Raw genomic sequence first — 25,964 nt, 5'->3', positions numbered from 1 at the left:
ACGGCGCGGCCAGGAACAGTGCGTGCGGCGCCCCGGCACCTGCCTGGAACACGCCAGCCCGGAACACAAGGAGAAGCCATGAGAGAAGCCGTTATTCTGGAAGCAGTCCGCACCCCCTACGGCAGGCGCGGTGGGGCCTACCGCGAGGTGCGCCCCGACGCCCTGCTTGCCTTCGCCCTGAACGGGCTGATGGCCCGCGCCGGCCTGGACGCCAGCAAGGTTGAGGACGTGATTACCGGGGCCGTCACGCAGACGGGCGAGCAGGGCGCGAACGTCGGGCGGCTGGCGGTACTGATGGCCGGGTTTCCCGCCGAGGTGCCGGCCCTGAGCCTCAACCGCATGTGCGGCAGTGGGCAGCAGGCCGTGCACTTTGCGTCGCAGGGCGTGGACGCGGGTGACCTGGGCTACGCCATCGGCTGCGGCGTCGAGAGCATGACCCGCGTGCCGATGTTCAGCGACATCGGTGGCGGCTTCGAGCGCCTTAATCCCGAACTGCTGGCCAGGGTTGACCTGATTCACCAGGGGGAAAGCGCGGAGCGCATTGCCGACGCGTGGGACCTGACCCGCGAGATGCTCGACGCCTTTGCCGCGGAGAGCCACCGCCGCGCCGAGGGGTCGCGCCACCTGCACGCCGAACTGCTGCCGGCCCCCGGGATGGACGCCGGGGGACAGGCCATCACGCTGCAGCACGATGAGGGCGTGCGCGGCGCCGTCGACCCGGCCAGGATGGCGACCCTGAAAACGCCGTTCCGCGACGCAGGCGTGGTTACCGCCGGAAACGCCAGCCAGATCAGCGACGGGGCTGCCGCCGTGCTGGTGGGCGACCGGGACATCGCGGTGGCCGACGGTCTGCGGCCCCGCGCCCGGTTCGTGGCCCGCGTGGTGGTGGGCGACGACCCCACCATGCAACTGACGGGCGTGATTCCCGCCACCCGCAAGGCGCTGGCCAGGGCCGGAATGACCCTGGGCGACATCGACTGGATCGAGATCAACGAGGCCTTCGCCAGCGTGGCGCTGGCGTGGACGCACGAACTGGGGGCCGACGCCGCCCGGGTCAATCCCTGGGGCGGCGCGATTGCCCACGGGCACCCTCTGGGCGCCAGTGGGGCCGGGCTGATGGCCAAGATGCTCAGCGGGCTGGAAGCCACGGGCGGCACCTTCGGCCTGCAGACCATGTGCATCGGCCACGGCATGGCCACGGCCACTATCATCGAACGGCTCTGAGAGCCGGCCTCGCCTGGGCTCTTGCGGGGGGCCATAGCCTTCAAGCATCTCCTCCTGCGCGGTCCCCACCACGTCCACCACCGCGGGAACCGCGCCCTTTGTGTTCGAGGGCGCGGCGGCGTCAATTTGATTTGACCTTCCGTCTACTGGACGCTACGCTCAGGCATGTCGTTTACTGCGGGCGTGCTCCACTCCTCCGTGCAGCAGCGCCGCAAGGACGCTGGGCTGGGGCCGACCGAGCTGGCACGGCGGGCGGGCATCACGCGTCAGGCCCTACACAATATCGAAGGCGGTGTCTCGGCCCCCACCACCGTGGTGGCGTTGCGGCTCGCGCAGGCCCTGGGCTGCCGGGTTGACGAGCTGTTCCATCTGACGCCCGACACAGTGCGGGCGCGGCTCATCGGTGACCCAGCTGTCTCCCCCACCGGACAGCGGGTGCAGCTGGCGCGGCTGGATCAGGACCTTCTGGCCGTGGCCCTTCAGGGGGCGCCAGGGCTCGGCCAGCGCGCTGACGGCGTGGTCACGGCCTGCCATGGCCCGCACGTGGACGTGAAGCTCAGCGGCGCGCTGGAGCTGGCGGGGCGATCGGCGGTGCTGATCGGCTGCGATCCCTCGCTGGACCTGCTGGCCGCCCACACCTGCCTGGCCTTCCCGGACCTGCGTGTGATCGTGCGCCCGGTCTCCAGTCAGGCGGCCCTGGCGGGTCTGGCCGCCGCAGAGGCCCATCTGGCCGGCATTCACCTGTGGGACGCCGGGACGGGCGAGTCCAACCTGCCCTTCGTGCGGAACCTGGCGCTGGGCCAGCCGGTCCATGTCATTGCGCTGTGGACCTGGGAGCAGGGCCTGCTCACCGCGGCGGGCAATCCCGGCGGCATCCGGGGCGTGGACGATCTGCGCGGCGGCGGCCTGCGCCTGATCAACCGTGATCCCGGCGCGGGCAGCCGCCTGATGCTGGACGCATGGCTGGACGCGGCGCACTTCAGTGCGGCCGAGCGGCAGGCGCTGCCCGGCTACCAGGACGAGGCGGCCTCCCCACTGGACGCGGCCCGGCGTGTGCAGTCGGGGGCCGCAGACGTGGCCCCCGGTCCCCGCGTGGCCGCGCAGGCCCTGGGGCTGCACTTTGTCCCGTTGCAACGCGAACATTTCGATCTCATCGTGCCTGCAGCGCACCTGAGCCATCCGGCGGTGCTGGCGCTGCTGCACACGGCCCGCAGCGCGGCCTTCCTGCTGGAGTTAAGCGCCCTGGGCGGCTACGACGCGGCGCAGGTGGGACAGGTGCGGGCGGTGGTTTCGTGAAGTGCCGCGCACGGTGTCAAGTTCCCCGAGGTTCAGGATGAAAATAACCCTTCTCGTCTCCACCCTGCTCCTGAGCCTGGGCAGCGCCGGCGCGGCCAACCTGACCGTCTTCGCCGCCGCCTCGTTGACTGACGCCTTTGCAGACATTGGGAAGGCGTTCGACGCAAAAACTGGCCACACCACCCTCTTCCAGTTCGCCGGATCGCAGGCGCTCAGGACGCAGCTGACGAACGGCGCGCGGGCCGATGTGTATGCCAGTGCCAACAGCGCCCAGTTTGATCCGCTGGTGAAATCCGGTCTGCTGGGCAGCGGTCAGCCTTTCCTGAGCAACCGGCTGGCCGTCATCGCGCCGAGAAACAATGACCGGGTACAGACCCTGACGGACCTGAGCAAACCGGGGGTCAAGCTCGTGATTGCGGACAGGGCCGTGCCGGTTGGCGACTACACCCGCCGCATGCTCAGCGCCATTGACAAATCGGGGGCCTACGGCAAGAATTTTTCCGGCCAGTTTCTTAAAAATGTGGTCAGTGAGGAGCCGAATGTGCGTCAGGTGGCCCTCAAGGTGCAGCTGGGTGAGGCGGACGCTGCCGTCGTGTACAGCTCGGACGTCACACCTGCACTGCGGCCCGGCGTGCGCGTGATCACGCTGCCCACCCGCTTCAACCAGAGTGCGAGCTACCCCATCGGAACACTCAGGAACGCTGCCAGTCCAGAGGCGGCGCAGGCCTTTGTCAACTTCGTGCTGTCGGGCGAGGGGCAGGCCATTCTCAAGAAATGGGGCTTCCTCAAGCCCCGCTAGCGCGTCCGGCCCCCTGGACCCGCCGGTCCCCGCCTCAAATCCACCCTTGGAGAGCCATGTCCCCCAACCGCCCAGCCCACCCCCGGCGAACAGCTTCAGCGCGTCTGCGCCGGCCTTCTCCCCGCAGGCAAGGCTCAACCTGATCCCCAGGCCCGGTTTCACGCACAGGCCCGGCCGCACGCGGCCCAGGCGGCGCGGCGCCCCTGTCGTTCCGGTGGTCATCGGGGCTCTGCTGGTGCTGTTTCTGGTGCTGCCCGTGGCAGCACTGCTGCTGCGCGGGCTCGGCGCCCAGTTCCTGCCCACCCTGCTGGGGCCGGTGGTGCTGGACGCCCTGCGGATCAGCCTGCTGACCACCAGCTGCACCATGCTGCTGACCGTCGTGCTGGGCACGCCGGTGGCCTGGCTGCTGGCCCGCTACGACTTTCCAGGCAAGACCGTTCTGGACACGCTGCTGGACCTGCCCATCGTGCTGCCACCGGTGGTGGCCGGGGTGGGCCTGCTGCTGGCTTTTGGCCGCAGCGGCCTGCTGGGCGCGCCGCTGGAACTGGCCGGCATCAGCGTGGCCTTCTCGCCGGCCGCCGTGGTGATGGCGCAGCTGTTCGTGGCCGCCCCCTTCTATCTGCGCACCGCCAAGGCCGGGTTCATGGCCGTGGATCCCGACGTGGAGGACGCGGCCCGCACTGATGGGGCCGACCGCTGGACCGTCTTCCGCTACATCACCTGGCCGCTGGCCTTCACGTTCCTGCTTGAGGGCCTGGTCCTGACCTGGGCGCGGGCGCTGGGCGAATTCGGGGCCACCATCTTGTTTGCCGGGTCGCTGCAGGGCAAGACACGCACCATCACGCTGGCCATCTACTCCGCGCTGGAATCCGATCTGGCCCCGGCGCTGGTGCTGTCGGCGGTGATGGTGCTAGTGGCGTTCTCGGTTCTGGCGGTGGTGCGCCGGTGGGGCAGCGCCCACACAGCACGCTGAGGGCAGACGTCACCGCGCATCTTGATCACCACGCCTCTGCGCAGCGCTACCGGCGCAGCAGTTTCACCGCCCGCACCACATCCTGGGGCGTGATTTCCTCGCCGGGGTGGGCGCGACAGCCTGAGGCGTACTGTTCCAGAATCTGCTCGCCGGCCGCGTCCAGGGCGCTGCGCACGCCGCTCAGCTGAATCAGGATGTCATGGCAGTCGCGCGCCTCCTCGATCATGCGCTGGAGGCCGCGCACCTGACCCTCGATGCGGCGCAACCTCTTGAGAACTTTCTCGTCGGTGTCGGTCAGGGGCAGTGATGCAGATGGGGTCGTGGTCATGGCGCTCCTTTGGCAAGTTCAAGCAGATGGCGAAGCTGGGCTCCGCTGAGTGGTCCCAGATGACGTGCCACCACGCGGCCCGTGCGGCTGACCGCCAGCGTGGTGGGGTAGCCGGTAACGCCCAGCGGGGCGCCCAGGTCCTGGCCCCTCAACCACGTCTGTAACCCCAGCCTGTTGGCGGTCAGGAAGCTCCCCACGGTCTGGGCCGATTCCCCGACATTGACCAGCTGGATGTTGGCTCCCTTCATCTGCTGGGCTTCCAACAGCGGCAGCTCCGCCCGGCACGGCCCGCACCATGTGGCCCAGAAGTTAACGACCCCGCCAGTCGGGACCGGAGCAGGCGGCTGCACCTGAGAAGCGGCCAGTCGGGGCAGCGGTGTGGTGGGCAGGGAGGCCTGAAGTCCCTGCGGTGCGGGTTTGAGCAGCCCCGGCAGGGCCGCGACGGTCAGGGTCAGCGCCAGCGCACGCGGCAGGCCAGGCGGGAACCGGCGCCGGGGCCACCACAACGCCAACAGACCCGCCAGCAGGCCCGCCAGCCACGCCCAGCCGCCCCGGCGCATGTCCACGATGTCCAGCAGGTTCTCCAGCAACGGCCGGTCACCGCTCAATCCCGGCAGCGCCGCCCACAGCCGCGCCACCAGCAGGGTCACCAGCACGGCGCGTTCAGCGTGGGCAAAGCGGGCCAGGGCAAACCACGTCACCAGCCCCAGCAGCAGCGTCAGGCTCTGCCAGCTGAGGTTCAGCGGCCCCAGTCCGATGCCGTCCAGACCGATATTCACGCCGCCCTCCTTCTCACCGGAGCCGGCATGCTCAGCGCGTCACCGGGTAGCCGGCGTCGCTCCAGTCATTCATGCCGCCGCCCACGTTCCTGACGTCCTTGTTGGCCTTGTTCAGAATGGTGCTGGCCTGGGCGCTGCGGTTGCCACTGCGGCAGATGACGTACACCGGGCGGTCTGCGGGAACCTCATCGGCCCGGGCCTCTACCTCGTCCAGCGGCAGATTGACGGCGCTGGCAATGTGCCCCTCAGCGAATTCGGCGGGCGTGCGGACATCCAGCAGGTACGCGCCGCCGTCCACGGCCGTTTTCAATTCTTCGACCGTCACGGTAGGAAAACCGCTGCTGGCATTCGGCGCGCAGGCCACGAGCATCAGAGCGGAAACGAGAGGCATCAGCATGCGGAAAGTCGGGCTGGTCATCAGACGGGGTTCTCCTGTAGGCAGTGGGCGGCTGGAGGGTAGATGCAGAGTCCAGTCCCCTCAGTGGTTGATCACATCGGTCGCTTTGTTGACAATATACCCCCAGGGGGTTTAAGGTCAAGACCGGTCATTCATCTCCCCATCCGCCCAGGAGGCCCGACATGTACTTCAAACGCTTTTACGACACCGATCTGGCGCAGGCCTCGTACATGCTGGGCTGTCAGAAAACTGGCGAGTGCCTGGTGATTGATCCTGTGCGGGACATCGCCCCGTATCTGGAAAAAGCCGCGGCGCAGAAACTCCGAATCACCCACGTGACCGAAACGCATATCCACGCCGATTACCTGAGCGGCAGCCGCGAGCTTGCGCAGGCCACGGGCGCGGCGCTGTACCTCTCGGACGAGGGGGATGCCGACTGGAAGTACGGCTTCGGGGACGTCAAGGTGTACGACGGCAGTTCCTTTATGGTGGGCAACGTGAAGATCGAGGTCCGGCACACCCCCGGCCACACCCCCGAGAGCGTGTCGTTCCTGGTCACCGATACCCCCCGCGGAGACCAGCCCAGCATGATCTTTACCGGAGACTTCGTGTTCGTGGGCGAGATCGGCCGCCCGGACCTGCTGGACGAGGCGGCCGGCGGCGCGGACACCCGCTTCGAGGGCGCGCGGCAGATGTTCGCGAGTCTCAAAAACCAGTTTCTGACCCTGCCGGACTTTGTGCAGGTCTGGCCCGCACACGGCTCGGGCAGCGCCTGCGGTAAGGCGCTGGGCGCCGTCCCCACCACCACTGTCGGCTACGAACGGGCGCTGGCGTGGTGGTCCAGCTTCGTCCAGAACGGCGACGAGCAGGGATTCACCGACGAGCTGCTCAGCGGCCAGCCTGACGCCCCGCACTACTACGGACGCATGAAGACGCAGAACAAGGCAGGCCCCGCGCTGCTGGGTGATGTGGAGCCCCTGGGCAAGCTGGAGCCTGCAGACGTCTTGACCCGCCTGGACAAGGGAGCGCGGCTGATCGACACCCGCACCAGTGGTGCGCACCAGGCCGCCGCACCGGAGCGCAGCGTCAATCTGCCCGACAGGAACACCCTGGAAACCTGGGCCGGCTGGCTGCTGGAGCCGGAGCGCGACTATGTTCTTATCGCGCCGGCTGACCGGGCCGAGGCCCTCCGCCGCCGTCTGTGGATGGTGGGGGTGGACCGGGTGGTGGGCTTTGTCGAAACCACCCAGGGGCTGACCACCCACGAGGCCCGGCCCTTCCCCGCCTCGGAGCTGCCCCAGCACCAGGGCGCTCTGGTCCTGGACGTTCGCAACAAGACCGAGCATCAGGACGGCGCAATTCCTGGCAGCATGCAGTTGCACGCGGGCCAGCTGCCATGGAAGCTGGACGAGCTGCCGCGCGATCAGGAGATCGTTGTGCATTGCCAGGGTGGAGCCCGCAGCGCCGCCGCTGCGAGCCTGCTGAGAACCGAGGGATTCAACGTCAGTGAACTGGCCGGCGGCTACGAGGCATGGGCCAAGGCCCAGAACGAAGCGCAAACCGCTTGATACCCACGGCATTCTCCATTTTCCCCAAAAGGCTGACCATGTTCGCATTCTTCAAAAAACTTCTGGGCGGCGCGTCCGGCCCCCCATCCCTCACGCCGCAGGAAGCGCAGGCCCTGGCAAAAGCAGGCGCACTCATTCTGGATGTCCGCAGCGCCGCCGAGCGGAAAACCGCCGCTATTCCCGGCAGCACGCATATTCCACTGGACGAACTCCACACCAGACTGGGCCAGCTGCCCCAGCAAAAGACCATCATCTGCCAGTGTGCCAGCGGAGCGCGCAGTGCCCAGGCCACCCGCCTGCTGACCAGCGCCGGGCTCGACGCCCGCAACCTGCGCGGCGGAATTGCCGCGTGGCAAGGCGCGGGCCTGCCGACAAAATCCAGGTAAGTCCTCTCCAGTCCCTTTGAAACCAGCCCCAGGGCCGGCCAGTTGCCCTCGCCCGCCTGCAAAAGGAGAACCAGACATGACCTATCAGGATATCTTCACCGCTGAAGTGGCCCCCCGCGTCCGCGACGGCGCACATGTGTACGACGTGCGTGAACCCGACGAGTACACGCAGGGTCACATTCCAGGGGCCATCAATGTGCCGCTCTCGGCCCTGGTTGGCCGTGAGGACGAGATCCAGACCCCCGCCATCATCGTGTGCCTGAGTGGGGGCCGCAGCGCCCAAGCGGCCGCACATCTGGCCGGGCAGGGAAAGCAGGACGTGATGAGCTTGAATGGAGGCACCCTGGGCTGGATCAACGAGGGGCGCGAGGTCAGGGACGGCCCCAACCCCTGACCTTGCGCCCCTGGGCGGACAACCCTCAGAGCGGTGCTGGCCGCCGGTGAGCATCACCGACTCCCGCATTTCGTGACCCTCTGGTGCGGGGCTCCTGCCGGAGGGGTATCGCCCTTGACAGCCTCTGTACCGTAGCGAAAATTCGCCCGATGGCTCCGTGACAACCCAGATCACCCGAATTGGACATGGTTGCCTGACCCCATGGCCACCTGGCTTTGCTGGCGGGCATTGGCCAGTTGTGCTGGGGGGCGTTCTTTTCACCGAATGCAGGGACAGATCCGCCCCTGACATTTCTACCGACGGGGTCACGACTGCTGTCCACGCAGTGACCCCAACGAAGGGCCTGCTCCGGAGGCCCTGGAGACCTGGAAAGGTTTGGACCACCTGGGCCAGGAGCACCGGCATGGAGCACTGGCCTGGCGGCGGCTGAAGGGCAACTTCGCCTCGGTCGGCCGAGTTGCGTGCCGCCCGGAGAAGCCGTGAACCCGCTGTCGCAACGCCCTGCGGAAGAGGGCGCGGCGCCCCCAGTCATGACGCGGAAAACCATGGTTCTACCAACCCGGCAGGCCGATTTTGTACGGGCTGCATTGACTTTTCCTTCATTTTCAGCCTACCATGCGCCCACGCGGTTAATCGTCTCCAGAGAGGGTCTGGACCGCTGCCCAGTGGCCATCGGCCTGGCGGGGCGGTGGTGATTTTCCATGTCTTCAGCTCAGGATGCACGCACAACCGGAGGAAGCCTTGACGGACCATACCCTGGTGGACGACGCCCTACCCGACCGGAACCATTCGCCCGACACCCAGTATCCGTATGACCTCCGCTTCGCCCCCACCCACCCGCCGCTGAGTGCGCACGAGGCCACGGTGGAGGCGCACCGCTGCCTGTACTGCTATGACGCGCCGTGCATTCAGGCCTGCCCCACCCACATCGACATTCCCACCTTTATCCGCAAGATTGCCACCGACAATCTGCGCGGCAGCGCCCGCACGATTCTGGAGGCCAATTTCCTGGGCGGCACCTGCGCCCGCGTCTGCCCGGTCGAGGAACTGTGCGAGGGCGCCTGTGTGCTGAACGCCGAGGAAAAGCCCATCGCCATCGGGCGGCTGCAACGGCACGCGGTGGACCACGTTCAGGAGCGCGGCGTACAGCTGTTTCAGCCTGGAACGCCCACTGGCCGCCGCGTCGCCGTGGTGGGCAGCGGCCCGGCAGGCCTGAGCGTTAGCGCCGAGCTGGCCAAACTGGGCCACGCCGTCACGCTGCTGGAAAAACGCGAGCTGGGCGGCGGCCTGAGCACCTACGGCATCATCGTGCTGCGCGAGCCGGTTGAAGTTTCATTGCGGGAAGTGGACGCGGTGCGGGCGCTGGGCGTGACGGTGGAAACCGGGCGCGAACTGACCAGCAGAGACACGCTGGACGCGCTGCTGTCTGAGTACGGCGCCGTGTTCCTGGGCCTCGGCCTGGGCGCGGTTCCGGCCATGGGCATTCCCGGCGAGGAACACCTGATCGACGGCCTGCAGTACATCGAGGACAGCAAGATCCGCCCCGCCAGCCTGGCCGATGCCCAGAACGTCGTGGTGATCGGGGCGGGCAACACCGCCATCGACGCGGCCACCGTGGCCCGGCGGCGCGGCGCGGACGTGACCATGCTGTACCGCCGCACCGAGGCGGAGATGACCGCTTACCGCCATGAGTACGAGTTCGCGCTGTCGGAGGGCATTCAGTACCGCTTTCTGACCCAGCCGGTGCGGGTGCTGAGTGAAGGCGGACAGGTCACCGGCGTGGAGTGCGTCAGGATGGTGCTGGGCGCGGTGGACCCCGGCGGACGGCCCACCCCGCGTCCCCTGCCCGGCAGCGAATTCGTTGTTCCCTGCGGCGCCGTGATCAAGGCCATTGGCCAGGAGAAACCCGCGCTGGCCGCCGAACTGGGGCTGAACGTCGAGGGGGGGTACATCGCCGTGAACCAGGACATGCAGACCAGCCTGCCGCGCGTGTACGCGGGCGGCGACTGCGTGAGAGTGCGCGGCACTGCCAGCACCGTGATGGCCGTGCAGGACGGCAAGTACGCCGCCGCCGCCATCCACGGACAGCTCTCGGCCGCCCAGGAGACCGCACATGGCTGACCTCTCCGTCAATTTTGCCGGCATCCGCGCGCCCAACCCCTTCTGGCTGGCCTCCGCGCCGCCCACCAACAGTGGGGCGCAGATTCACCGCGCCTTCGAGCACGGCTGGGGCGGGGCCGTGTGGAAAACCATCGGCGCGCCGGTGCTGAACATCAGCAACCGCTACGCGGGCCTGAGCATCGCCGGGCAGCGGCTGCTGGCCATCAACAACGTTGAGCTGATCAGCGACCGCCCGCTGGACGTGAACCTGCGCGAGATCGCCGAGATCAAGCGGCTGTGGCCAGACCGCGCCGTGATCGTCTCGGCGATGGTCGACGCCTCTCCCGAGGCCTGGCGCGAGATTGTCATGATGATCGAGGACACCGGCGCCGACGGCATCGAGCTCAACTACGGCTGCCCGCAGGGCATGAGCGAGCGCGGCATGGGCGCGGCGGTGGGTCAGGTGCCGGAAATGTGCGAGCTGAACACGCACTGGGTCACGTCGGTGACGAAACTGCCAGTGATCGTCAAGCTGACGCCCAACGTCACGCGCATCACCGAACCCGCGCACGCCGCGATTGCCGGAGGGGCGCACGCGCTGTCCCTGATCAACACCATCAACTCGATCATGAGCGTGGATCTCGACACCCTGCAGATCACGCCCAGCATCGGGGGACGCGGCACACACGGCGGCTACGCGGGACCGGCCGTCAAGCCGATTGCCCTGAATATGCTGACCGAACTGCTGACCGACGACCTCGTGCTCAGAAGCGGCGTGCCGGTCTGCGGCATGGGCGGTATTCAGACCTGGAAAGACGCGGCCGAGTTCCTGCTGCTGGGCGCGGGGGCCGTGCAGGTATGCACCGCCGCCATGCACTACGGTTACCGCATCGTGGAGGACATGATTGATGGCCTGTCGAACTGGATGGACGACAAGGGCTTCGCCACCATCCCGGAACTGACCGGCCGGGCGCTGCCGCAGGTCAGCTCGTTTGGCGAGCTGGATCTGGGGTACCAGGCCGTGGCACGCATCGATCCCGACAAGTGCATCCAATGCAACCTGTGTTACGTGGCCTGCAACGACACGGCGCACCAGTGCATCGATCTGGTGGCCGGAAACGGTGTGCGGGTGGACCCCGGTTACGACATGCGCGTCAATGGCAAGGCGGTGGCCGACACCCGCCCCACACCGGTGGTGCGCGAACCCGACTGCGTGGGCTGCGCGCTGTGTGCCAACGTCTGCCCGGTAGACGGCTGCATCACCATGGTCAGCGTGCCGGGCACGCAGCAGAGCGTCAGCTGGGACGCCCTGACCGCCCAGCGCCCCGAAATTGCCAGCAGCTGGGACGCCATGATGGCCTACCGCGCGGAGCAGGGCATCGAGATTCACTAACCGGTCATCCACCTGAGCCTCTTGAACGAGGCCACCCCCCTACACCGCAGCCTGCGAGGACGCAACCATGACCCTGCTCATCAAGAACGGCCAGATCGTCACAGCAGACCGGCAGTACACAGCCGACATCCTGATCGAGGGTGAGACCATCTCGCTGATCGGCGAGCACCTGATCGTGCCGGAGGGCACCGAAACCATCGACGCGACGGGCCAGTACGTCTTTCCAGGGTTCATTGACCCGCACGTGCATGTTCACCTGCCGTTCATGGGCACCTTTGCCAAGGACACCCACGCCACCGCCAGTCAGGCCGCCCTGATCGGCGGCACCACCACCTTCATCGAGATGCTGGCTCCCGCCGGCAGCGATGAGCTGCGGGACGGCTGGAACACCTGGTCCCGGATGGCCGAGGGCCACAGCGCCTGCGACTACACGTTCCACATCGGCGTGACGCGCTGGGACGAGGACACCGAGCGCACCCTGCGCGAGCTGGTGGCCAGCGGCATGACCTCCTTCAAGGTCTTTCTGGCGTACAAGGGCGCGTTCGGGATTGAGGACGCGACGCTGTACCGCACCCTGACGCTGGCAAAGGAACTGGGCGTGGTGGTCACGGCCCACTGCGAGAACGCAGAACTGGTGGCCCAGTTGCAGGCCAAACTGCTCTCGGAAGGCAAGACCGGCCCCGAGTGGCACGAGCCCAGCCGCCCCGAGCAGGTGGAGGCCGACGGCACCGCGCACTTCGCCACATTCCTGGAGATGACCGGGGCCGAGGGCTACGTGGTGCATCTCTCCAATGCCCGGTCCCTGAAAGCCGCCCTCGACGCCCGCAGGCGCGGCGTGAACATTCACATTGAGTCCGTGATTCCACATTTCCTGCTGGACAAGACCTTTGCCGAGCGGCCCGGCGTGGAGGGAGCCAAGCATGTCATGAGTCCGCCGCTGCGCGACAAAGCCAACCAGACCGCGCTGTGGCAGGCCCTGAAAGACGGCGAGATCGACACCGTCGCCACCGATCACTGCCCCTTTGATGTGCAGCAAAAGCGCATGGGCGAGGACAATTTTACGCTGATTCCCAACGGCATTCCGGCCATTGAGGACCGCGTGAATCTGCTGTATACCTACGGCGTCAGTCGGGGCGCCCTGAGCCTGAACCGCTTCGTGGACGCCGCCAGTACCCGCGCGGCGCAGATTTTCGGGCTGTACCCGAAAAAAGGCGCCATTGAGGTCGGCTCGGACGCCGATCTGGTGGTTTACGACCCAGCCTACCGGGGCAGGATCAGCGCAGAGACGTCGCATGTCAACAACGACTACAGCGGCTTCGAGGGCTTCGAGATCGACGGCCGGCCCAGCGTGGTCACGGTGCGCGGGCAGGTGGCGGTGCGCAACGGCGCGTTCGTGGGTGAGCCGGGGCGCGGGCAGCTGCTGCGCCGGGCACCGCAGGCGGAGCAGAAGGGACGGGCCCCGGCTTGACTGCCGTCTCGCCTGGTCGCACACCGGAGTACACGGCCGAGCCCGCCGTCCACCTGCGGGACCTGAACATGGTCTTCCGGGGGGCAGGGGGCGATACGGTGGCCCTGAAAGACGCCACCCTGAGCATCGCGCAGGGCGAATTCGTCAGCCTGATCGGCCCCAGCGGCTGCGGCAAGACCACGCTGCTGCGGCTGATGGCGGATCTGATCACGCCCACAGCCGGCGAACTGCTGATCGGCGGCCAGTCGCCCGCACAGGCCCGGCAGGAACGTGCCTACGGCTACGTGTTCCAGTCGCCGGCCCTGCTGGACTGGCGCACGGTCCTGGGCAACGTCATGCTCCCCCTGGACGTGATGAACACCCCCAAAGCCGCCCGGCAGGCCCGTGCCCACGAGATGCTCAGGCTCGTTGGGCTCGGGGGCTTTGCGGCCCGCTACCCGTGGCAGCTGTCGGGCGGCATGCAGCAGCGCGTGTCGATTGCCCGCGCCCTGGCCTTCGATCCGGGCCTGCTATTGATGGACGAGCCCTTCGGCGCACTGGACGAGATCACCCGGGAGCACCTGAACGGCGAGCTGCTGCGCCTGTGGCAGGAAACCGGCAAGACGGTGGTGTTCGTGACCCACGGCATCAGCGAGGCGGTGTTTCTGAGCACCCGCGTCGTCGTAATGACCTCGCGGCCCGGCAAGATCGAGGGCGTGGTGGACATCGATCTGCCGTATCCCCGCAACGTGGAAACCCGCGAGAGTCCCCGCTTTTTCGAGCTGGCCACGAGGGTACGCGAACTGCTGCGCCGGGGCCACGGGTTCGACGCCGATGATTAGGCGGCGGCCTTCCCCGCTGGCCGGCAGCCTGGGGCCGATGCTGATCGTGGCCGCCCTGACGCTGGCGCTGTACTGGCCGCTGATGCTGTGGGTCAACGCTGGCGCGGCGCAGCGCAGCCTGGACAGCGGCGCGGAACTGGGCTGCGCCACGGCCATCGCCTGCGCCACCCAGCTGCGTAATCCGGTGCTGCCGGCCCCCGCGCAGCTGGTCCGCAGCCTGCGGACCATGAGCGTGCCGCCGCTGGCCGTGACCAGCGTGCCGTACAACACGCTGGTCACGGCCGGCGAAACCCTGGTGGGCCTGCTGATCGCCACGGTCCTGGGCATCCTGCTGGCCGTTGCCCTGGTCACCAGCCGCGCCTTCGAGCGCGTGACCCTGCCGTGGCTGATCGCTTCTCAAACCGTGCCGGTGATTGCCCTTGCGCCCATGCTGGCCGTGGTGCTGGGGCAGTACGGCGTCCAGGGCTGGCTGCCCAAGGCCTTGATCGCCGCCTACATCGCCTTTTTCCCGGTGGCGGTGGGGGTGGCGGCGGGCCTGCGCAGCCCGGACCCCATGCAAGAAGACCTGCTGACCACCTACCGCGCGTCGGGCTGGCAGACCTTCTGGAAGCTGCGCCTGCCCGCCAGCCTCCCCTTTTTGTTCACGTCGCTGAAGGTGGCGGCCACGGCCGCACTGATCGGCAGCATCGTGGCCGAGATCAGCACCATCAGCTTCTCGGGGCTGGGCAAGATGCTGGCCGAGAACTCGCGGGCCTCGGACACCCTGGCGCTGTGGGTGATCATGCTGTACGGCGCGGGCCTGGGCATCGCGCTGGTGGCCGCGCTGGGCCTGATCGAGAGGCTGGTGACGCCGTGGCGAGCCGGGCAGCCACGCTAGCCACCGACAGGACGGGCCGGCGGCCTGGGCCGGGGGGGCTGGTCCTCGCGCTGGGCCTGGCACTGCTGCTGGCCGCAGTATGGAACGTCTGGAGCTTTCCACTGGACGCCGTGCCCCCCGGACGCAAGGCGCTGAGTCTCGCGCTGATCGTGCTGGGCCTGGGCGCGGGCGTCTCGGGACTGGCGGCGCTGGCCCGCCGGATGACCGGGGTTCTGCCGGCGCTGCTGGCCGCACTGCTGGCGCTGGTGGCCGTGGAGGGCCTGCTGCGGGCCTATGGGGTGCCGCCGGGCCTGATTCCCACCCCCACCCGCGTCGCCACGGCCCTGTACCGCTCGCGCGTGGTGCTGCTGGGCGACGCCCGCGTGACGTTTGTGCAGGAGGCGCTGCTGGGCTACCTGGCGGGGGTGGGGGCCGGCATCGTGGTGGCGCTGGCCGCCGTTCGTTTTCCCTTTCTGGAGCGCGGCGCCCTGCCCTACGCGGGGCTGTTTGCCAGCATTCCCATCGTGGCGTTGGCCCCGGTGATCGTCAAGGCGTTTGGCCTGGAGTGGCCCAGCAAGGCGATCATCGTGGCCATCACGGTGTTCTTCCCGGTGGTGGTGAACGTGGTGCGCGGGTTGCAGGGGGCCAATCCCCTGCTGCTGGACCTGATGCGGACCTACGCGGTCACGCCTGCCGCCGCCTTCCGCCTGGTGCGGGTGCCCAGCGCCCTGCCCTTCCTGTTCAACGCCCTGAAAATCGGCTCAACGCTGGCCCTGATCGGCGCGATTGTCGGTGAGTTTTTCGGCACCACCGGGCAGGGGCTGGGCTTCCGCATCCAGATCGAGGCCGGGCGCTTCAATCTGGACATCGTGTGGGCCGCCATCGTGATTGCCTCGGTGCTGGGCCTGGCGTTCTACGGCGCGATCTCGTGGCTCGAAGCGCGCTTCACGGGCTGGCATGCCAGCCGACGACACTCGAGATGATGGACCAGCCGAGTCAAGCCTTGCGAAGATTCCCACCCCCCATGACCCATCTGCCCCGTACCAGCCACTGCGCCACGCGCGCCCGGAGGAATCCCATGAAAAAAAGCGTCCTGTCCACCCTGACCGCCGCCCTCGTTGCCTCGGCCCTGAGTTCGGCGGGCGCGGCCAACGTTCCGGTGAAGCTGCAGCTCAAGTGGTTCCCTCAGGCGCAGTTCGCGGGCTTTTTTGTCGCGCAGGCCAAGGGCTTTTACAAGGCCGAGGGGCTGGACGTGACGCTGCTACCGATTGGTGACCAGTCGCCGATTCAGACCGTGGCGACCGGCGCGGCTGATTTCGGAACCACCTGGATCACGGACCTGCTGACCGCGCGCCAGCAGGGCCTGCCGGTGGTGCATATCGCGCAGCTGTTCCAGAAGAGCGGCTACACCCTGGTCGCGCTGAAATCCAGCGGACTGACGGACCCCAAGCAGTTCGCCGGCAAGCGCGTGGGCGTGTGGCCCAGCGGCAACGAGTACCCGGCAGTGGCGCTCCTGAAGAAGTACGGCATGACCACCAGCCTGGACAGCACCGTGGCCAACCCCACCGTGCAGGCCGTCACGTATCCCTTTGATCCCAGCCTGGTGTTCCCCGACAAGGTTGATCTGGTGTCCGCCATGACCTACAACGAGATTGATCAGATTGTGGGCCTGGGTTACCCGCTGGACAAACTCAAGGTCTTCAACGTCAGCGACTTCGGTATCAATCTGCTTGAGGATCTGATGTTCACGACGCAAAAAACGCTGGACAGCAAGAACTTCAAGAACAGCGGCATGACCGGGCAGGAGGTGGCCGCCCGGCTGGTGCGCGCCACCATCAAGGGCTGGAATTACGCGGTGGCTAACCAGAAGGAGGCCGTGCAGATCGTGCTGGTCAACTGCGGCAACACCTGCAAGGGCTCGGGCACGCGCGCCAGCGCCGCCGGACACCAGACCTGGCAGATGACCGAGGTGGCCAAGCTGTACCGCGCCGGGCAGACCCTCAAGGGCAATGCCGGGCTGCTGGACCGCGCCACCTACGCCGCCAACGTCAAGCAGCTGATGGAACTGGGCATCCTCAAGTCGGCCCCCAGCGCCGGAGCGGTGAATTACAGCGTGTGGGAAAAGGCAACGGGCAAGACCGCGAAGTAAGGTCAGGCCGTGGCCGCAGGGAAGCGCCTGCCCCTGCGGCCATCTCCCCTGCCCGTGGGGCGTAAGGTGGGCGGCATGCCCACAGTTGCTCCCCGACACCGGCCTGAGCCTCTTCCGCAGCCCGGCAGGACCGCATGACCCCCTGGCCTGTGCAGGACGGCGTGTTCAGGCTGGGAGACTGGCCTGCCGAACGCGGCGGCGTGATCCGCAACGCCCGGCTGGCGTGGCAGACGCACGGCACGCTCAACGCGGCCCGCGATAACGTGATCGTGTATCCGACGAGCTACACGGCCACGCACGACACCCAGAACTGGCTGATCGGCCCGGACGGGGTGCTGGACCCGCAGCGGTGGTTCATCGTCATTCCGGACATGTTCTCCAACGGCCTGTCGTCGGGCGCGGCCGACACGCCGGACTACCCCGAGGTGGTCACTGTGCGTGACAACGTGCTGGCGCAGGAGCGGCTGTTGCGCGAGGTCTTCGGCGTCACGCACCTCGCCGCCGCTTACGGCTTCTCGATGGGGGCCATGCAGGCCTACCACTGGGCGGCGCTGTTCCCGCAGCGGGTGGCGCGCGCCATTGTCGTGTGCGGCAGCGCCCGCACCGCCGCGCACAACAGGGTGTTCCTGTCCGGCCTGCTGCGAACGCTGGAAGCCGCGCCGGAGTACGTGGGCGGCGGTCAGTTCAGCGCGGTCCCCCACGCTTCGCTGCGGGCCTTTGGACACATCTATGCGGGCTGGGGGCTGAGTCAGGACTTCTACCGCCAGGAGCTGTTTCAGACCGCCCTGGGCGCGCCGGATCTGGAGACGTACCTGCGGACCGACTGGGAGGCGAGTTTTGCTGCCCGCGACGCCGCGAACCTGTACGCGCAGGCGCTGACGTGGTTTCACGGGGACATCAGCGCGGGCGACCTGTACGGAGGCGACCTCACGGCGGCGCTGGGGGCGATTGAAGCCCGGGTGCTGCTGATGCCCGGCGGGACGGACCTGTATTTCCGGGTGGCCGACGATGCCGCAGAGCTCCCCCACCTGAAGCGCGCTGAGTTGCGGCCTATCTTCTCGGTGTGGGGCCACCGGGCGGGCAGCCCCGCCGGATTGCCGGAGGAACTGGCCTTTTTGAAGGCGGCGGTGCGCGGCTGGCTGGCCGGGTAGACCGGGGGCCTGGGGTCTGCCGTCCGCTTTTTGGATAAGGTAGACCATGTCTCTAGATTCCGAGCGGACCATTCAGGAACTCAAGGCCCTGCGCGAACTGACCGGCGACGAGCATGGCGCGCAGCGCGTGGCCTTTACCGACACCTGGGTGGCGGCGCGAAAATTCCTGACCGACAGACTGGCGGAGCTGCCCGTGGAGGTCCACACCGACCCGGCAGGTAACCTGTGGGCCACCCTGGAAGGCGAGTCGAACAAGGAACTGCTGATCGGCGGTCACCTCGACAGCGTGCCGAACGGCGGCTGGCTGGACGGCTGCCTGAACGTGCTGGCGGGCCTGGAAGTGCTGCGCCGCGTGGCCGCTCAGGGCAAACCGCCTGTAACCGTGCGGCTGGTGGACTGGGCCGACGAGGAGGGCGCCCGATTTGGCCGCAGCCTGTACGGTTCGAGTGCGGCAGGCGGCAACATCGACATCTCCGAGATGCGCAAGCTCCGGGACCGGGACGGAACCAGCCTGGAAGACGCGCTGGCACGGGTAGGCGTCACGCTGGGCAACGCCCCGGAGGCCCGCAGCGAGCTGAAACACGCCGCCGCCTATCTGGAACTGCACATCGAGCAGGGGCCGGTGCTGGAAGGCCTGGGCCTGCCGCTGGGCGCGGTTCTGGGCACCTTCGGCGTGGAGCGGCACATCATCACCTTCCACGGTCAGGCCGCCCACTCGGGCAGCACGCCCATGAACGTGCGGCGCGACGCCTTCCGGGCCGCCGGACAGTTCTCGCAGGAGATTTACGTTATCGCTGAGCGCCACGGTGGCGTCTGCACGGTGGGCAGTTGCAAGACCCTGCCAGGCATCGTGACCAGCGTGGTAGAGACCTGCGAGATCACGCTGGACCAGCGCCATCTGGACGCCGGCAAACTCGCCGCGATGTGGCAAGACGCGCAGGAGGCGGCGCAGAGGTTTGCTGGGGAAGGCGGCTGCACCGTCACCTTCGGCGACCTGTGGAGCATCGAGCCGATCCCGTTCCACCCGGAGCTGATCGAAGCGGCCGACGCCTCGATTCTGGACGTGGTGCCGCGCAGCCACCGCCTGCCCAGCGGCCCCCTGCACGACGCGGCGGAAGTGGCCCGCGCCGGGGTGCCAACCGTGATGCTGTTCGTCCAGAGCCTGCGCGGCATCAGCCACAACAGCATCGAGGACACCGAGGAGGCGCACATCCGCCAGAGCGTAGAGGCGCTGGACCGCTTGACCGACCGGGCGATGGCCTGGATCGGCGGGACGTGAGCCCCGGCCCATGGCGGCGGATTGTCCCGGTGGCCGAGGGAGAGGAGCAACTGCTACAGATCCCTGAGGAAGCGAACGTGACGTCCCTTCCCTCCAGCGCCTTCACGCTTCCGCGTTGCTCTGTCAACCCTGCTTCTGATCTCATACGGGCTCCGATTGAATCGTTTGCAAAACGATGAAAATCCGAGCGAAGCGAGAACGAGTAGAACGAGTTCCGGGAGTGGAGTTGGCAAACCGGCGCCCTCCCGGTTTGTTAACGAAACAGACGGAATCCGTATGCCCTCAACGCCGTTCATGTAGCGTCACGTCAAGCGGCCCGCCAAGCCCTAGACCTTCGCCCGGCGCCCTGGCCCGGAACAACGAGAGCGGGCAGTCCAGTGAAGGACCGCCCGCTCCGCGTGAAGGAAAAAAGCTTAGAGGTTGCCCTTCAGGGTGCTGGCAACCTTGAAGGCCACCTTCTTGCCGGCAGGAATCTGAATCTTCTCGCTGGTGCCGGGGCGCACGCCGGTGCGGGCGGCGGTGTCCTTGACGCTCAGGGTGCCCAGGCCGGGCAGGCCGACGCTCTGGCCGCCCTTGATGGAGCTGACCACGGCGTCCAGCATGGCGCTGACCGCTTCCTCGCTCTGCTTCTTGGTCAGGCCGGTCTTGTCGGCGACCATTTCCACCAGCTGGGTCTTGGCGACCTTGTTGCTGGCGGTGGGGGCGGCCTTGGCAGCGGCGGGCGCAGCTTTGGCAGCGGTCTTCTTGGCGGCGGGCTTGGCAGTCTTTTTCGTCATGGTGAGCAGCATGACATACGCAGTGACGCTTGGGAAGGGGGGTGTGGTGCAAGGATGCCCACCAGCACGCCCTTATCCGTCTTTCATTCGGAAAAAGTGCGTCCAGTACGCGTTTTTCTCAATACCTACTGAAACCCCGTGGTAGACGCACAAAGCCATTGATTAAGATAATTCGGTGTGCCGGGCCGCGCTGGGGCGCAGGAACGGCGCCGCACGCTACACTCTGGGCACCGACAATCCAAGTTTCTTCAGTGGTATCACAGCAAACAACAGATCCAGGAGGCCTTTTCCATGACCCAGCAATCCCCAGCCACCGATTCCCCAACCACCCAGAACCAGGGCCACTACTGGCCGCCCTTCAAACCCCGCACCCTGAGACTGCCCCAGACCGGCGTTATGCACAATCTACGCGTCAGTGCCGAACGCTATCCCGACAAGACAGCGCTGTGGCACTACGGCCGCGAGCTGACCTACAGCGAGCTGTACGCACAGGCCACGCGCCTGGCCGGACATCTGGCCGCACAGGGCGTGGTCAAAGGAGACCGGGTGGCGGTCTGGATGCAGAACAGCCCGGCGTGGGTGGTCAGCGCCTTTGCGGCGTGGCATCTGGGAGCGGTGGTGGTGCCGCTGGCCCCCATGCTCCAGGCGCGTGAATTCGGGTTCTTCCTGCAGGATGCGGGCATCAAGGTGGGCGTCGTGGGTGCAGAGGTGTACGAGAAGGCCAAACAGGCCGGTCTGCACCACGCGGTGGTGGCCAATGTCATGCGCGGCACCGACGCTGCGGCCGCCGGGGTTCCACTGCCTGCTGGACTGGACGTGCAGGCCGCCCCGCAAGACGGCGATATCACGCTGGAAGACGCCCTGAAGGCCGCGCCCGCCCCCGCAGCCGAGGTGGGCGCGGGTGATCTGTGCGTGCTGCCCTACACCAGCGGCACCACCGGATTGCCCAAGGGCTGCATGCATACCCACAGCAGCGTGCAGGCCAACGTCTTCGGCGCGGGCGTGTGGGCCGAGGGCAACGTGGAGGACGTGTTCCTGGCCGCGCTGCCGTATTTTCATGTCACGGGGTTCATCAACAGCCTGCTGACGGGACTGACCCATGGCGGCACCATCGTGATCATGTCGCGCTGGGACCGGGACGTGGCCCGGACCCTGATTCGCGATCAGGGCGTCACCCTGTGGACCAACACGCCCACCATGGTGATCGACATGATGGCCTCGCCGGACTTTGACCCGGCGCACCTGCAGTCCCTGCGCAACATCACCGGCGGTGGGGCCAGCCTGCCGGCCGCTGTGGGACAGAAACTGCTGGACCTGACTGGCCTGATGTTTCTGGAAGGTTACGGACTGTCCGAAACCATGGCGCAATCGCACAGCAATCCCAAGGACCGCCAGAAGTTGCAGTGTCTGGGCGTACCCCTGTTTAACGTGGATTCGCGCATCATCGATCTGGAAACCCACCTGGAAGTGCCTGCGGGCCAGATCGGCGAGATTGTCATTCGCGGCCCGCAGGTGATGCAGGGGTACTGGAACCGCCCGGATGCCACCGCCGAGGCCTTCATGGAGATTGACGGCCAGCAGTTCTTCCGCAGCGGCGACCTGGGCTATATGGACGAGGAGGGGTACTTCTACTTCGCCGACCGCCTCAAGCGCATGGTGAACGTCTCGGGCATGAAGGTCTGGCCGGCCGAGGTCGAGAACAAGCTGCACGCCCACCCCGCCGTGCAGGAAGCCTGCGTGATCAGCGTGCCCGACGACCGCAGCGGCGAACGCGCCCGCGCCCTGATCGTCCTGAAACCCGGCGCGGCCGCCACTGGCGAGGACATTGAGAAATGGGCGCGTGAGCAGATGGCCACCTACAAGGTGCCGCGCGACTACCAGTTCGTGGACAGCCTGCCGCGCGGCCCCACCGGGAAGGTGGCGTGGCGTCCGCTCCAGGAAGCGGCGCGGGCAGCCATGGCCGGAAGCTGAACTGAACCTGGGCAGATGCCCGGACACCGGGGCGCTCAAATCATTAAAGGAAGAGGAGGAGCCGCGTACGCGGCTCCTCCTCTTCGCTGTCCTCTCTGCCTGCCTCTCTGTCTGGCGCGGCTAGCCCTCGTTCAGCCAGATGTAGCGGGCCAACAGCAGCGCCCCCACCACGTACAGGATGGGGCTGACTTCCCTGGCCCGGCCACTTAGCAGCTTGATGGCGCAGTAGCTGATCACGCCCAGGCTCACGCCGTTGGCAATGGAAAAGGTCAGCGGCATGGCAATGATGGTCAGAAAGGCGGGGAGGCTGTCGGCAATGTCCTCCCAGTCAATGTGGCGCACACCTTCCATCATCAGGGCGCCCACCAGAATCAGTGCCGGGGCCGTGGCAGCGCCGGGGATGGCCGCGGCCAGCGGCCACAGGAACATGCTCAGCAGAAACAACACGGCCACCGTCACGGCTGTCAGGCCGGTGCGCCCGCCCTCACCCACGCCGGCGGCGGATTCCACAAAGGCAGTGGTGGTGGAGGTGCCCATGTACGCGCCGAACATGGCGGCCAGCCCGTCCATCGAGAACAGGCGGCGGGCGCGCGGCATGTCGCCATTGGCGTCAATAAAGCCCGCGCGCTGCGAGAGACCGGTCAGGGTCCCGGTGGCGTCAAAGAAGTCCACGAAGAAGAAGGTGAAGACCACGCTCAGCAGACCCAGGCCCAGTGCGCCCGCGATATCCATCTGTCCCACCAGCGAGCCGGGCCAGATCGGTGTGCCAAAGATCCCCAGGAACGCGCCGTCGAAGCCGGGAAAGGCACGTAGCGCGCCCTCGGCCCCGCCCGCGTACACGGCCGCCCCGGTCACGATGCCCAGCACTGTGGTGGTCAGGATGCCGTACAGAATGGCCCCGGTGACCTTGCGGGCCATCAGCGCGGCGGTCAGAATCACGCCGATGGAGGCCAGCCACACGGTCGGTGAGGCCAGCGAGCCCATGCCCACCAGCGTGGCCGGGTTGGCCACCACGATGCCCGCGTTCTTGAGACCCAGAAAGGCCAGAAACGCTCCGATACCCCCGGTAATGGCGAATTTCAGCGAATTGGGAATGGCCTGCACAATGGCCTGTCGCGCGCCCAGGACGCTGAGCAGCACGAACAGGACGCCGCTGATAAACACCGCGCCCAGCGCTGTTTGCCACGCCACGCCCATGCCCTGCACCACCGTAAAGGCGAAAAAGGCATTCAGGCCCATGCCCGGGGCCTGCGCGAAGGGGTACTTGGCCACCAGTCCCATCACGGCCGAGCCGAAGGCCGCCGCGATGGCCGTGGTCATCAGCAGCTGCACAAAGGCGTTGGGCACGTCGATGGCCGTGGACAGCACCTGCGGGTTGACGAACAGGATGTAGCTCATGGTCAGGAAGGTGGTGAGGCCGGCGCGCATCTCCTGCCTGACGTTGGAGTTGTGCGCCGTCAGGCCAAAGTAGCGGTCCAGGCCCGACAGGGGGGCGACGGGCGTGGGACGGGAAACGGCGGGATCAGACATAGGGTCTCCTTCGCTCATTGCGGCGCTGCCTCAAGAGCCGTGCGTGTGGGTGCCTTTCGGGGGGGCGGTGGTCAGACCAGCATCACGACGACAGGACAGGCGGTGGGTCCGCAGCGGTGACTTGCGGGGCGGCAGCGGGCACGCCGGAGCGGACATACACCCGGTCGCCTCCCACCCACACCTGCGCCACGTCGGCCTGCGTGCCGTTGGCGAACAGCGCGGCCAGCGCCTCGGGGGGACTGCTGGCGTGGTTCAGGACGGTGTCCAGGGTGCTGCCTTCCGGCGGACGCAGCCACACGGCGTCAAAAGCCTTGCCCGGGCTGAAATCCCCAATCTGCCCGCCCATGTCCAGCGCCTCGGCCCCCGCCCGCGTGGACAGGTACAGCAGGTGCGCCGGGGTCAGTGGCAGCCCGGCCGCGCCCAGCAGCTGCTGCGTGAAGTACGCCTGCAGCCCTTCTTTGAGCATCGAAAAGCCGGTGCCGCCGCCCACATCGGTGCCCAGGGCGACATGCACCCCGGCATGGACGTGGCGCCTCAGGGGAAACAAGCCGCTGCCCAGCGACGCGTTGCTGCACGGGCAATGCGCGGCGCTGCACCCGTGCGCGGCCATCTGGCCCAGCTCGCGGTCCGTCGGGTGGACGCTATGCGCCAGCACGCTGCGGCGGCCCAGCAGACCGGCACGGTCATAGGTGTCCAGGTAGTCCAGGCTGCCGGGAAACAATTCGCGCACCGTCTGAACCTCACGCAGGTTCTCGTTGATGTGAGAGGTGAAATGCACGTCGGAATACTCGGTCATCAGGGCGGCGCAGGCGTCCAGAATCCCCTCGCTGGCCGAGAGGCTGAAGCGCGGGGTCACGGCGTAGCGGGCGCGGCCCACGCCGTGCCAGCGTTCTATCAGCGCCTTGCCCTCGCTGTAGGCCCGCTCCGGCGTGGTGTGCAGTTCACCGCGCAGCAGACGGTCACTGACCACCAGTCCGGCCACGGTCCGCAGACCGGCGTCGGCAGCGGCCTCGAAGAAGAGGTCCATCGCCCCTTTGAAATGCGCGCCGAAGACCAGCGCGGTGGTGGTGCCGTTGCTGCGCAGCCCGTGCAGGAATTCGCTGGTGACGGCACGGGCGTACGGGGCATCCGCCAGCCGCGCCTCCTCGGGCAGGGCGCAGCGGTCCAGCCAGTCCAGCAGTGACATGCCCAGCCCGCCGATCACGCGCACCTGCGGGTAATGGACGTGGGTATCGATAAAGCCCGGCAGCAGCACCCCGCCGCGCAGGGTGGTTACCGGGGTGTCTGGATGGGCGGCATGCAGAGTGGCAAAGTCGCCACTCTGGACAATCACGCCGCTGCCGTCGACCAGCAGTCCACCGTCGGTCTCGGTGCGCAGGGCGCCGGCATCCGTGAAGGGACTGCTGGGCGTATGCATGAACGTGGCGCGGAACAGGGTGGGAGTCATGGGTGCCTCTGGAACGAAAGGGCGTGGAGTGGGGCGGCCTGTGCGGTCTCCAGCACCTGCAGCAGTTGCGCGGCCACGCTGATGGCGATCACGGCGGGCGTCTTTCCGGCAATGCCCGGCAGGCCGATGGGGGTGGTGACGCGAGCGAGGTCCGCGTCGGTGTGTCCCTCGCGCCGCAGCTGCTCCTGAAAGCGAATCCACTTGACGCCCGAGCCGATCAGCCCGATAAACCCCAGGTCAGGGCGTCTCAGGGCCGCGTCGCACAGGGCGGCGTCCTCGGCGTGGTCATGGGTCAGGATCAGGATCAGGGCGGCGGGCGGCAGGTCGCGCAGCGTCATCTCGGGAATGGGTGAGTGGTGGACCTGGACCCGCGCGGCACCGTCCATCACGGGGGCCAGCCGCTCAGGCGTCAGCTGCGCGGCCCGTGAATCCACCAGATGCAGGTTCAAGGGCAGCCGTGACAGGACTCGCCCCAGTTCCAGCCCCACGTGCCCGATACCGAAGATGGCGACATAGGGGCGGACCGTCTGCAACGGCTCGAGCAGCAGCGTGACCTCGCCGCCGCAGCACTGCCGTCCGTGTTCATTACTGGCCCGGTCAGTCAGGCGCAGCGTCAGCAGTTCGGGCGTGGTGGCCCAGACCCCCAGCATGGCCCGCGCCCGCTCGGCGGCGGTGGCTTCCAGATTGCCGCCGCCCACGCTGTCCCAGCTGTCCTGCGCGCTGACCACCATCTTGGCCCCCGCCTCGCGCGGCGCGTGGCCACGCACGGCGGCGACGGTGATCAGCACGCCGGGTTCCTGGTGGTCATGCAGGTGTTGAATGGCCTGCAGCCAGTTCATGTCGCGCCGGAGCCGGTGAGGTGATGCCGGCCCCGCCCCT

At 67.5% G+C, this 25,964-nt stretch carries 24 protein-coding genes; 17 read left to right on the top strand and 7 right to left on the bottom strand.

What is annotated here, in order from left to right:
• Nucleotides 1–78: 78 nt before the first annotated feature.
• From IEY31_RS12935 to IEY31_RS12920, 4 genes are all read left to right on the top strand, one after another.
• The gene (locus IEY31_RS12935) at nt 79–1,224 is read left to right on the top strand and encodes a thiolase family protein (protein ID WP_188972635.1); all 1,146 of its coding nucleotides are present in this window, start codon (nt 79–81) and stop codon (nt 1,222–1,224) included.
• A 183-nt stretch (nt 1,225–1,407) separates the two neighbouring features.
• Nucleotides 1,408–2,520 (top strand): substrate-binding domain-containing protein, encoded by a 1,113-nt coding sequence (locus IEY31_RS12930; protein WP_188972633.1) that lies wholly within the window; start codon nt 1,408–1,410, stop codon nt 2,518–2,520.
• A gap of 37 nt (nt 2,521–2,557) precedes the next feature.
• Complete coding sequence (gene modA, locus IEY31_RS12925; protein ID WP_188972631.1) at nt 2,558–3,319, top strand: molybdate ABC transporter substrate-binding protein; 762 nt, start codon at nt 2,558–2,560, stop codon at nt 3,317–3,319.
• Between the two features lie 214 nt (nt 3,320–3,533).
• Nucleotides 3,534–4,292: an ABC transporter permease gene (locus IEY31_RS12920; RefSeq protein ID WP_229723583.1), complete on the top strand. Its 759-nt coding sequence runs from the start codon at nt 3,534–3,536 to the stop codon at nt 4,290–4,292.
• Nucleotides 4,293–4,338: 46 nt separating this feature from the next.
• On the opposite strand, the gene IEY31_RS12915 is transcribed toward IEY31_RS12920, so the two are convergent.
• Genes IEY31_RS12915 through IEY31_RS12905 form a run of 3 tightly spaced genes read right to left on the bottom strand, consistent with a single transcriptional unit; the run spans nt 4,339 to nt 5,817 of the window.
• Nucleotides 4,339–4,620: a metal-sensitive transcriptional regulator gene (locus tag IEY31_RS12915; RefSeq protein ID WP_188972629.1), complete on the bottom strand. Its 282-nt coding sequence runs from the start codon at nt 4,618–4,620 to the stop codon at nt 4,339–4,341.
• A complete protein-coding gene (locus IEY31_RS12910) occupies nt 4,617–5,399 on the bottom strand; it encodes a TlpA family protein disulfide reductase (protein ID WP_188972627.1) in 783 nt (260 codons plus the stop codon). Before IEY31_RS12910 ends, IEY31_RS12915 begins: the two co-directional genes overlap by 4 nt.
• A gap of 31 nt (nt 5,400–5,430) precedes the next feature.
• On the bottom strand, nt 5,431–5,817 hold the full coding sequence (locus tag IEY31_RS12905) for a rhodanese-like domain-containing protein (protein WP_188972625.1): 387 nt from the start codon (nt 5,815–5,817) through the stop codon (nt 5,431–5,433).
• Nucleotides 5,818–5,978: 161 nt separating this feature from the next.
• Here IEY31_RS12905 and IEY31_RS12900 point away from each other — a divergent pair, with 161 nt between their 5' ends.
• From IEY31_RS12900 to IEY31_RS12845, 12 genes are all read left to right on the top strand, one after another.
• Nucleotides 5,979–7,364, top strand: a complete 1,386-nt coding sequence (locus IEY31_RS12900; protein WP_188972623.1) for an MBL fold metallo-hydrolase — start codon at nt 5,979–5,981, stop codon at nt 7,362–7,364.
• Between the two features lie 38 nt (nt 7,365–7,402).
• Nucleotides 7,403–7,750, top strand: a complete 348-nt coding sequence (locus IEY31_RS12895; protein ID WP_188972621.1) for a rhodanese-like domain-containing protein — start codon at nt 7,403–7,405, stop codon at nt 7,748–7,750.
• A 76-nt stretch (nt 7,751–7,826) separates the two neighbouring features.
• A complete protein-coding gene (locus IEY31_RS12890; protein WP_188972619.1) occupies nt 7,827–8,144 on the top strand; it encodes a rhodanese-like domain-containing protein in 318 nt (105 codons plus the stop codon).
• Nucleotides 8,145–8,885: 741 nt separating this feature from the next.
• The gene (locus IEY31_RS12885; RefSeq protein ID WP_229723581.1) at nt 8,886–10,265 is read left to right on the top strand and encodes an NAD(P)-dependent oxidoreductase; all 1,380 of its coding nucleotides are present in this window, start codon (nt 8,886–8,888) and stop codon (nt 10,263–10,265) included.
• Complete coding sequence (gene preA / locus IEY31_RS12880; protein WP_188972615.1) at nt 10,258–11,637, top strand: NAD-dependent dihydropyrimidine dehydrogenase subunit PreA; 1,380 nt, start codon at nt 10,258–10,260, stop codon at nt 11,635–11,637. The genes IEY31_RS12885 and preA overlap by 8 nt, the downstream gene beginning before the upstream one ends.
• A gap of 67 nt (nt 11,638–11,704) precedes the next feature.
• On the top strand, nt 11,705–13,105 hold the full coding sequence (hydA, locus tag IEY31_RS12875; RefSeq protein WP_188972613.1) for a dihydropyrimidinase: 1,401 nt from the start codon (nt 11,705–11,707) through the stop codon (nt 13,103–13,105).
• Nucleotides 13,102–13,926: an ABC transporter ATP-binding protein gene (locus IEY31_RS12870; protein ID WP_229723580.1), complete on the top strand. Its 825-nt coding sequence runs from the start codon at nt 13,102–13,104 to the stop codon at nt 13,924–13,926. Before hydA ends, IEY31_RS12870 begins: the two co-directional genes overlap by 4 nt.
• A gap of 37 nt (nt 13,927–13,963) precedes the next feature.
• Entirely contained in the window at nt 13,964–14,803 is an 840-nt protein-coding gene (locus tag IEY31_RS12865) for an ABC transporter permease (RefSeq protein ID WP_188972611.1), read from the top strand.
• Entirely contained in the window at nt 14,779–15,765 is a 987-nt protein-coding gene (locus IEY31_RS12860) for an ABC transporter permease (RefSeq protein WP_188972609.1), read from the top strand. The genes IEY31_RS12865 and IEY31_RS12860 overlap by 25 nt, the downstream gene beginning before the upstream one ends.
• A gap of 95 nt (nt 15,766–15,860) precedes the next feature.
• On the top strand, nt 15,861–16,931 hold the full coding sequence (locus IEY31_RS12855; RefSeq protein ID WP_188972607.1) for an ABC transporter substrate-binding protein: 1,071 nt from the start codon (nt 15,861–15,863) through the stop codon (nt 16,929–16,931).
• Nucleotides 16,932–17,065: 134 nt separating this feature from the next.
• Entirely contained in the window at nt 17,066–18,082 is a 1,017-nt protein-coding gene (locus IEY31_RS12850) for an alpha/beta fold hydrolase (protein WP_188972605.1), read from the top strand.
• Nucleotides 18,083–18,128: 46 nt separating this feature from the next.
• Entirely contained in the window at nt 18,129–19,361 is a 1,233-nt protein-coding gene (locus tag IEY31_RS12845; protein WP_188972603.1) for a hydantoinase/carbamoylase family amidase, read from the top strand.
• A gap of 413 nt (nt 19,362–19,774) precedes the next feature.
• Here IEY31_RS12845 and IEY31_RS12840 read toward each other — a convergent pair whose 3' ends face one another.
• Nucleotides 19,775–20,149 (bottom strand): HU family DNA-binding protein, encoded by a 375-nt coding sequence (locus tag IEY31_RS12840; protein WP_188972602.1) that lies wholly within the window; start codon nt 20,147–20,149, stop codon nt 19,775–19,777.
• A 279-nt stretch (nt 20,150–20,428) separates the two neighbouring features.
• Between IEY31_RS12840 and IEY31_RS12835 the strand changes: the two genes are divergently transcribed.
• A complete protein-coding gene (locus IEY31_RS12835; RefSeq protein WP_188972600.1) occupies nt 20,429–22,108 on the top strand; it encodes a long-chain-fatty-acid--CoA ligase in 1,680 nt (559 codons plus the stop codon).
• A gap of 120 nt (nt 22,109–22,228) precedes the next feature.
• Here IEY31_RS12835 and IEY31_RS12830 read toward each other — a convergent pair whose 3' ends face one another.
• The 3 genes from IEY31_RS12830 to xdhC all read right to left on the bottom strand — a co-directional run bounded on the left by IEY31_RS12830 (nt 22,229) and on the right by xdhC (nt 25,924).
• Nucleotides 22,229–23,638, bottom strand: coding sequence for an NCS2 family permease (locus IEY31_RS12830; RefSeq protein ID WP_188972597.1), 1,410 nt, complete (start codon nt 23,636–23,638; stop codon nt 22,229–22,231).
• 82 nt (nt 23,639–23,720) lie between these two features.
• Nucleotides 23,721–25,085 (bottom strand): guanine deaminase, encoded by a 1,365-nt coding sequence (guaD, locus tag IEY31_RS12825; RefSeq protein ID WP_188972595.1) that lies wholly within the window; start codon nt 25,083–25,085, stop codon nt 23,721–23,723.
• The gene (xdhC, locus tag IEY31_RS12820) at nt 25,082–25,924 is read right to left on the bottom strand and encodes a xanthine dehydrogenase accessory protein XdhC (protein WP_188972593.1); all 843 of its coding nucleotides are present in this window, start codon (nt 25,922–25,924) and stop codon (nt 25,082–25,084) included. The genes guaD and xdhC overlap by 4 nt, the downstream gene beginning before the upstream one ends.
• Between the last annotated feature and the right edge of the window lie 40 nt (nt 25,925–25,964).

It is taken from the genome of Deinococcus aerolatus (assembly GCF_014647055.1).
GTDB classification, from domain to species: Bacteria; Deinococcota; Deinococci; order Deinococcales; family Deinococcaceae; genus Deinococcus; species Deinococcus aerolatus.
The sequence above is the reverse complement of the archived record's forward strand: the minus strand, read 5'-3'. Positions and strand labels throughout refer to the sequence as shown.

Excerpts from the sequence above, each read along its gene's own strand:
- IEY31_RS12935 (WP_188972635.1), top strand. The coding sequence starts at position 79 with ATGAGAGAAGCCGTTATTCTGGAAGCAGTCCGCACCCCCTACGGCAGG.
- modA (WP_188972631.1), top strand. The coding sequence starts at position 2,558 with ATGAAAATAACCCTTCTCGTCTCCACCCTGCTCCTGAGCCTGGGCAGC.
- IEY31_RS12915 (WP_188972629.1), bottom strand. The coding sequence starts at position 4,620 with ATGACCACGACCCCATCTGCATCACTGCCCCTGACCGACACCGACGAG.
- IEY31_RS12905 (WP_188972625.1), bottom strand. The coding sequence starts at position 5,817 with ATGACCAGCCCGACTTTCCGCATGCTGATGCCTCTCGTTTCCGCTCTG.
- IEY31_RS12900 (WP_188972623.1), top strand. The coding sequence starts at position 5,979 with ATGTACTTCAAACGCTTTTACGACACCGATCTGGCGCAGGCCTCGTAC.
- IEY31_RS12895 (WP_188972621.1), top strand. The coding sequence starts at position 7,403 with ATGTTCGCATTCTTCAAAAAACTTCTGGGCGGCGCGTCCGGCCCCCCA.
- IEY31_RS12890 (WP_188972619.1), top strand. The coding sequence starts at position 7,827 with ATGACCTATCAGGATATCTTCACCGCTGAAGTGGCCCCCCGCGTCCGC.
- preA (WP_188972615.1), top strand. The coding sequence starts at position 10,258 with ATGGCTGACCTCTCCGTCAATTTTGCCGGCATCCGCGCGCCCAACCCC.
- hydA (WP_188972613.1), top strand. The coding sequence starts at position 11,705 with ATGACCCTGCTCATCAAGAACGGCCAGATCGTCACAGCAGACCGGCAG.
- IEY31_RS12865 (WP_188972611.1), top strand. The coding sequence starts at position 13,964 with ATGCTGATCGTGGCCGCCCTGACGCTGGCGCTGTACTGGCCGCTGATG.
- IEY31_RS12855 (WP_188972607.1), top strand. The coding sequence starts at position 15,861 with ATGAAAAAAAGCGTCCTGTCCACCCTGACCGCCGCCCTCGTTGCCTCG.
- IEY31_RS12850 (WP_188972605.1), top strand. The coding sequence starts at position 17,066 with ATGACCCCCTGGCCTGTGCAGGACGGCGTGTTCAGGCTGGGAGACTGG.
- IEY31_RS12845 (WP_188972603.1), top strand. The coding sequence starts at position 18,129 with ATGTCTCTAGATTCCGAGCGGACCATTCAGGAACTCAAGGCCCTGCGC.
- IEY31_RS12840 (WP_188972602.1), bottom strand. The coding sequence starts at position 20,149 with ATGCTGCTCACCATGACGAAAAAGACTGCCAAGCCCGCCGCCAAGAAG.
- IEY31_RS12835 (WP_188972600.1), top strand. The coding sequence starts at position 20,429 with ATGACCCAGCAATCCCCAGCCACCGATTCCCCAACCACCCAGAACCAG.
- IEY31_RS12830 (WP_188972597.1), bottom strand. The coding sequence starts at position 23,638 with ATGTCTGATCCCGCCGTTTCCCGTCCCACGCCCGTCGCCCCCCTGTCG.
- guaD (WP_188972595.1), bottom strand. The coding sequence starts at position 25,085 with ATGACTCCCACCCTGTTCCGCGCCACGTTCATGCATACGCCCAGCAGT.
- xdhC (WP_188972593.1), bottom strand. The coding sequence starts at position 25,924 with ATGAACTGGCTGCAGGCCATTCAACACCTGCATGACCACCAGGAACCC.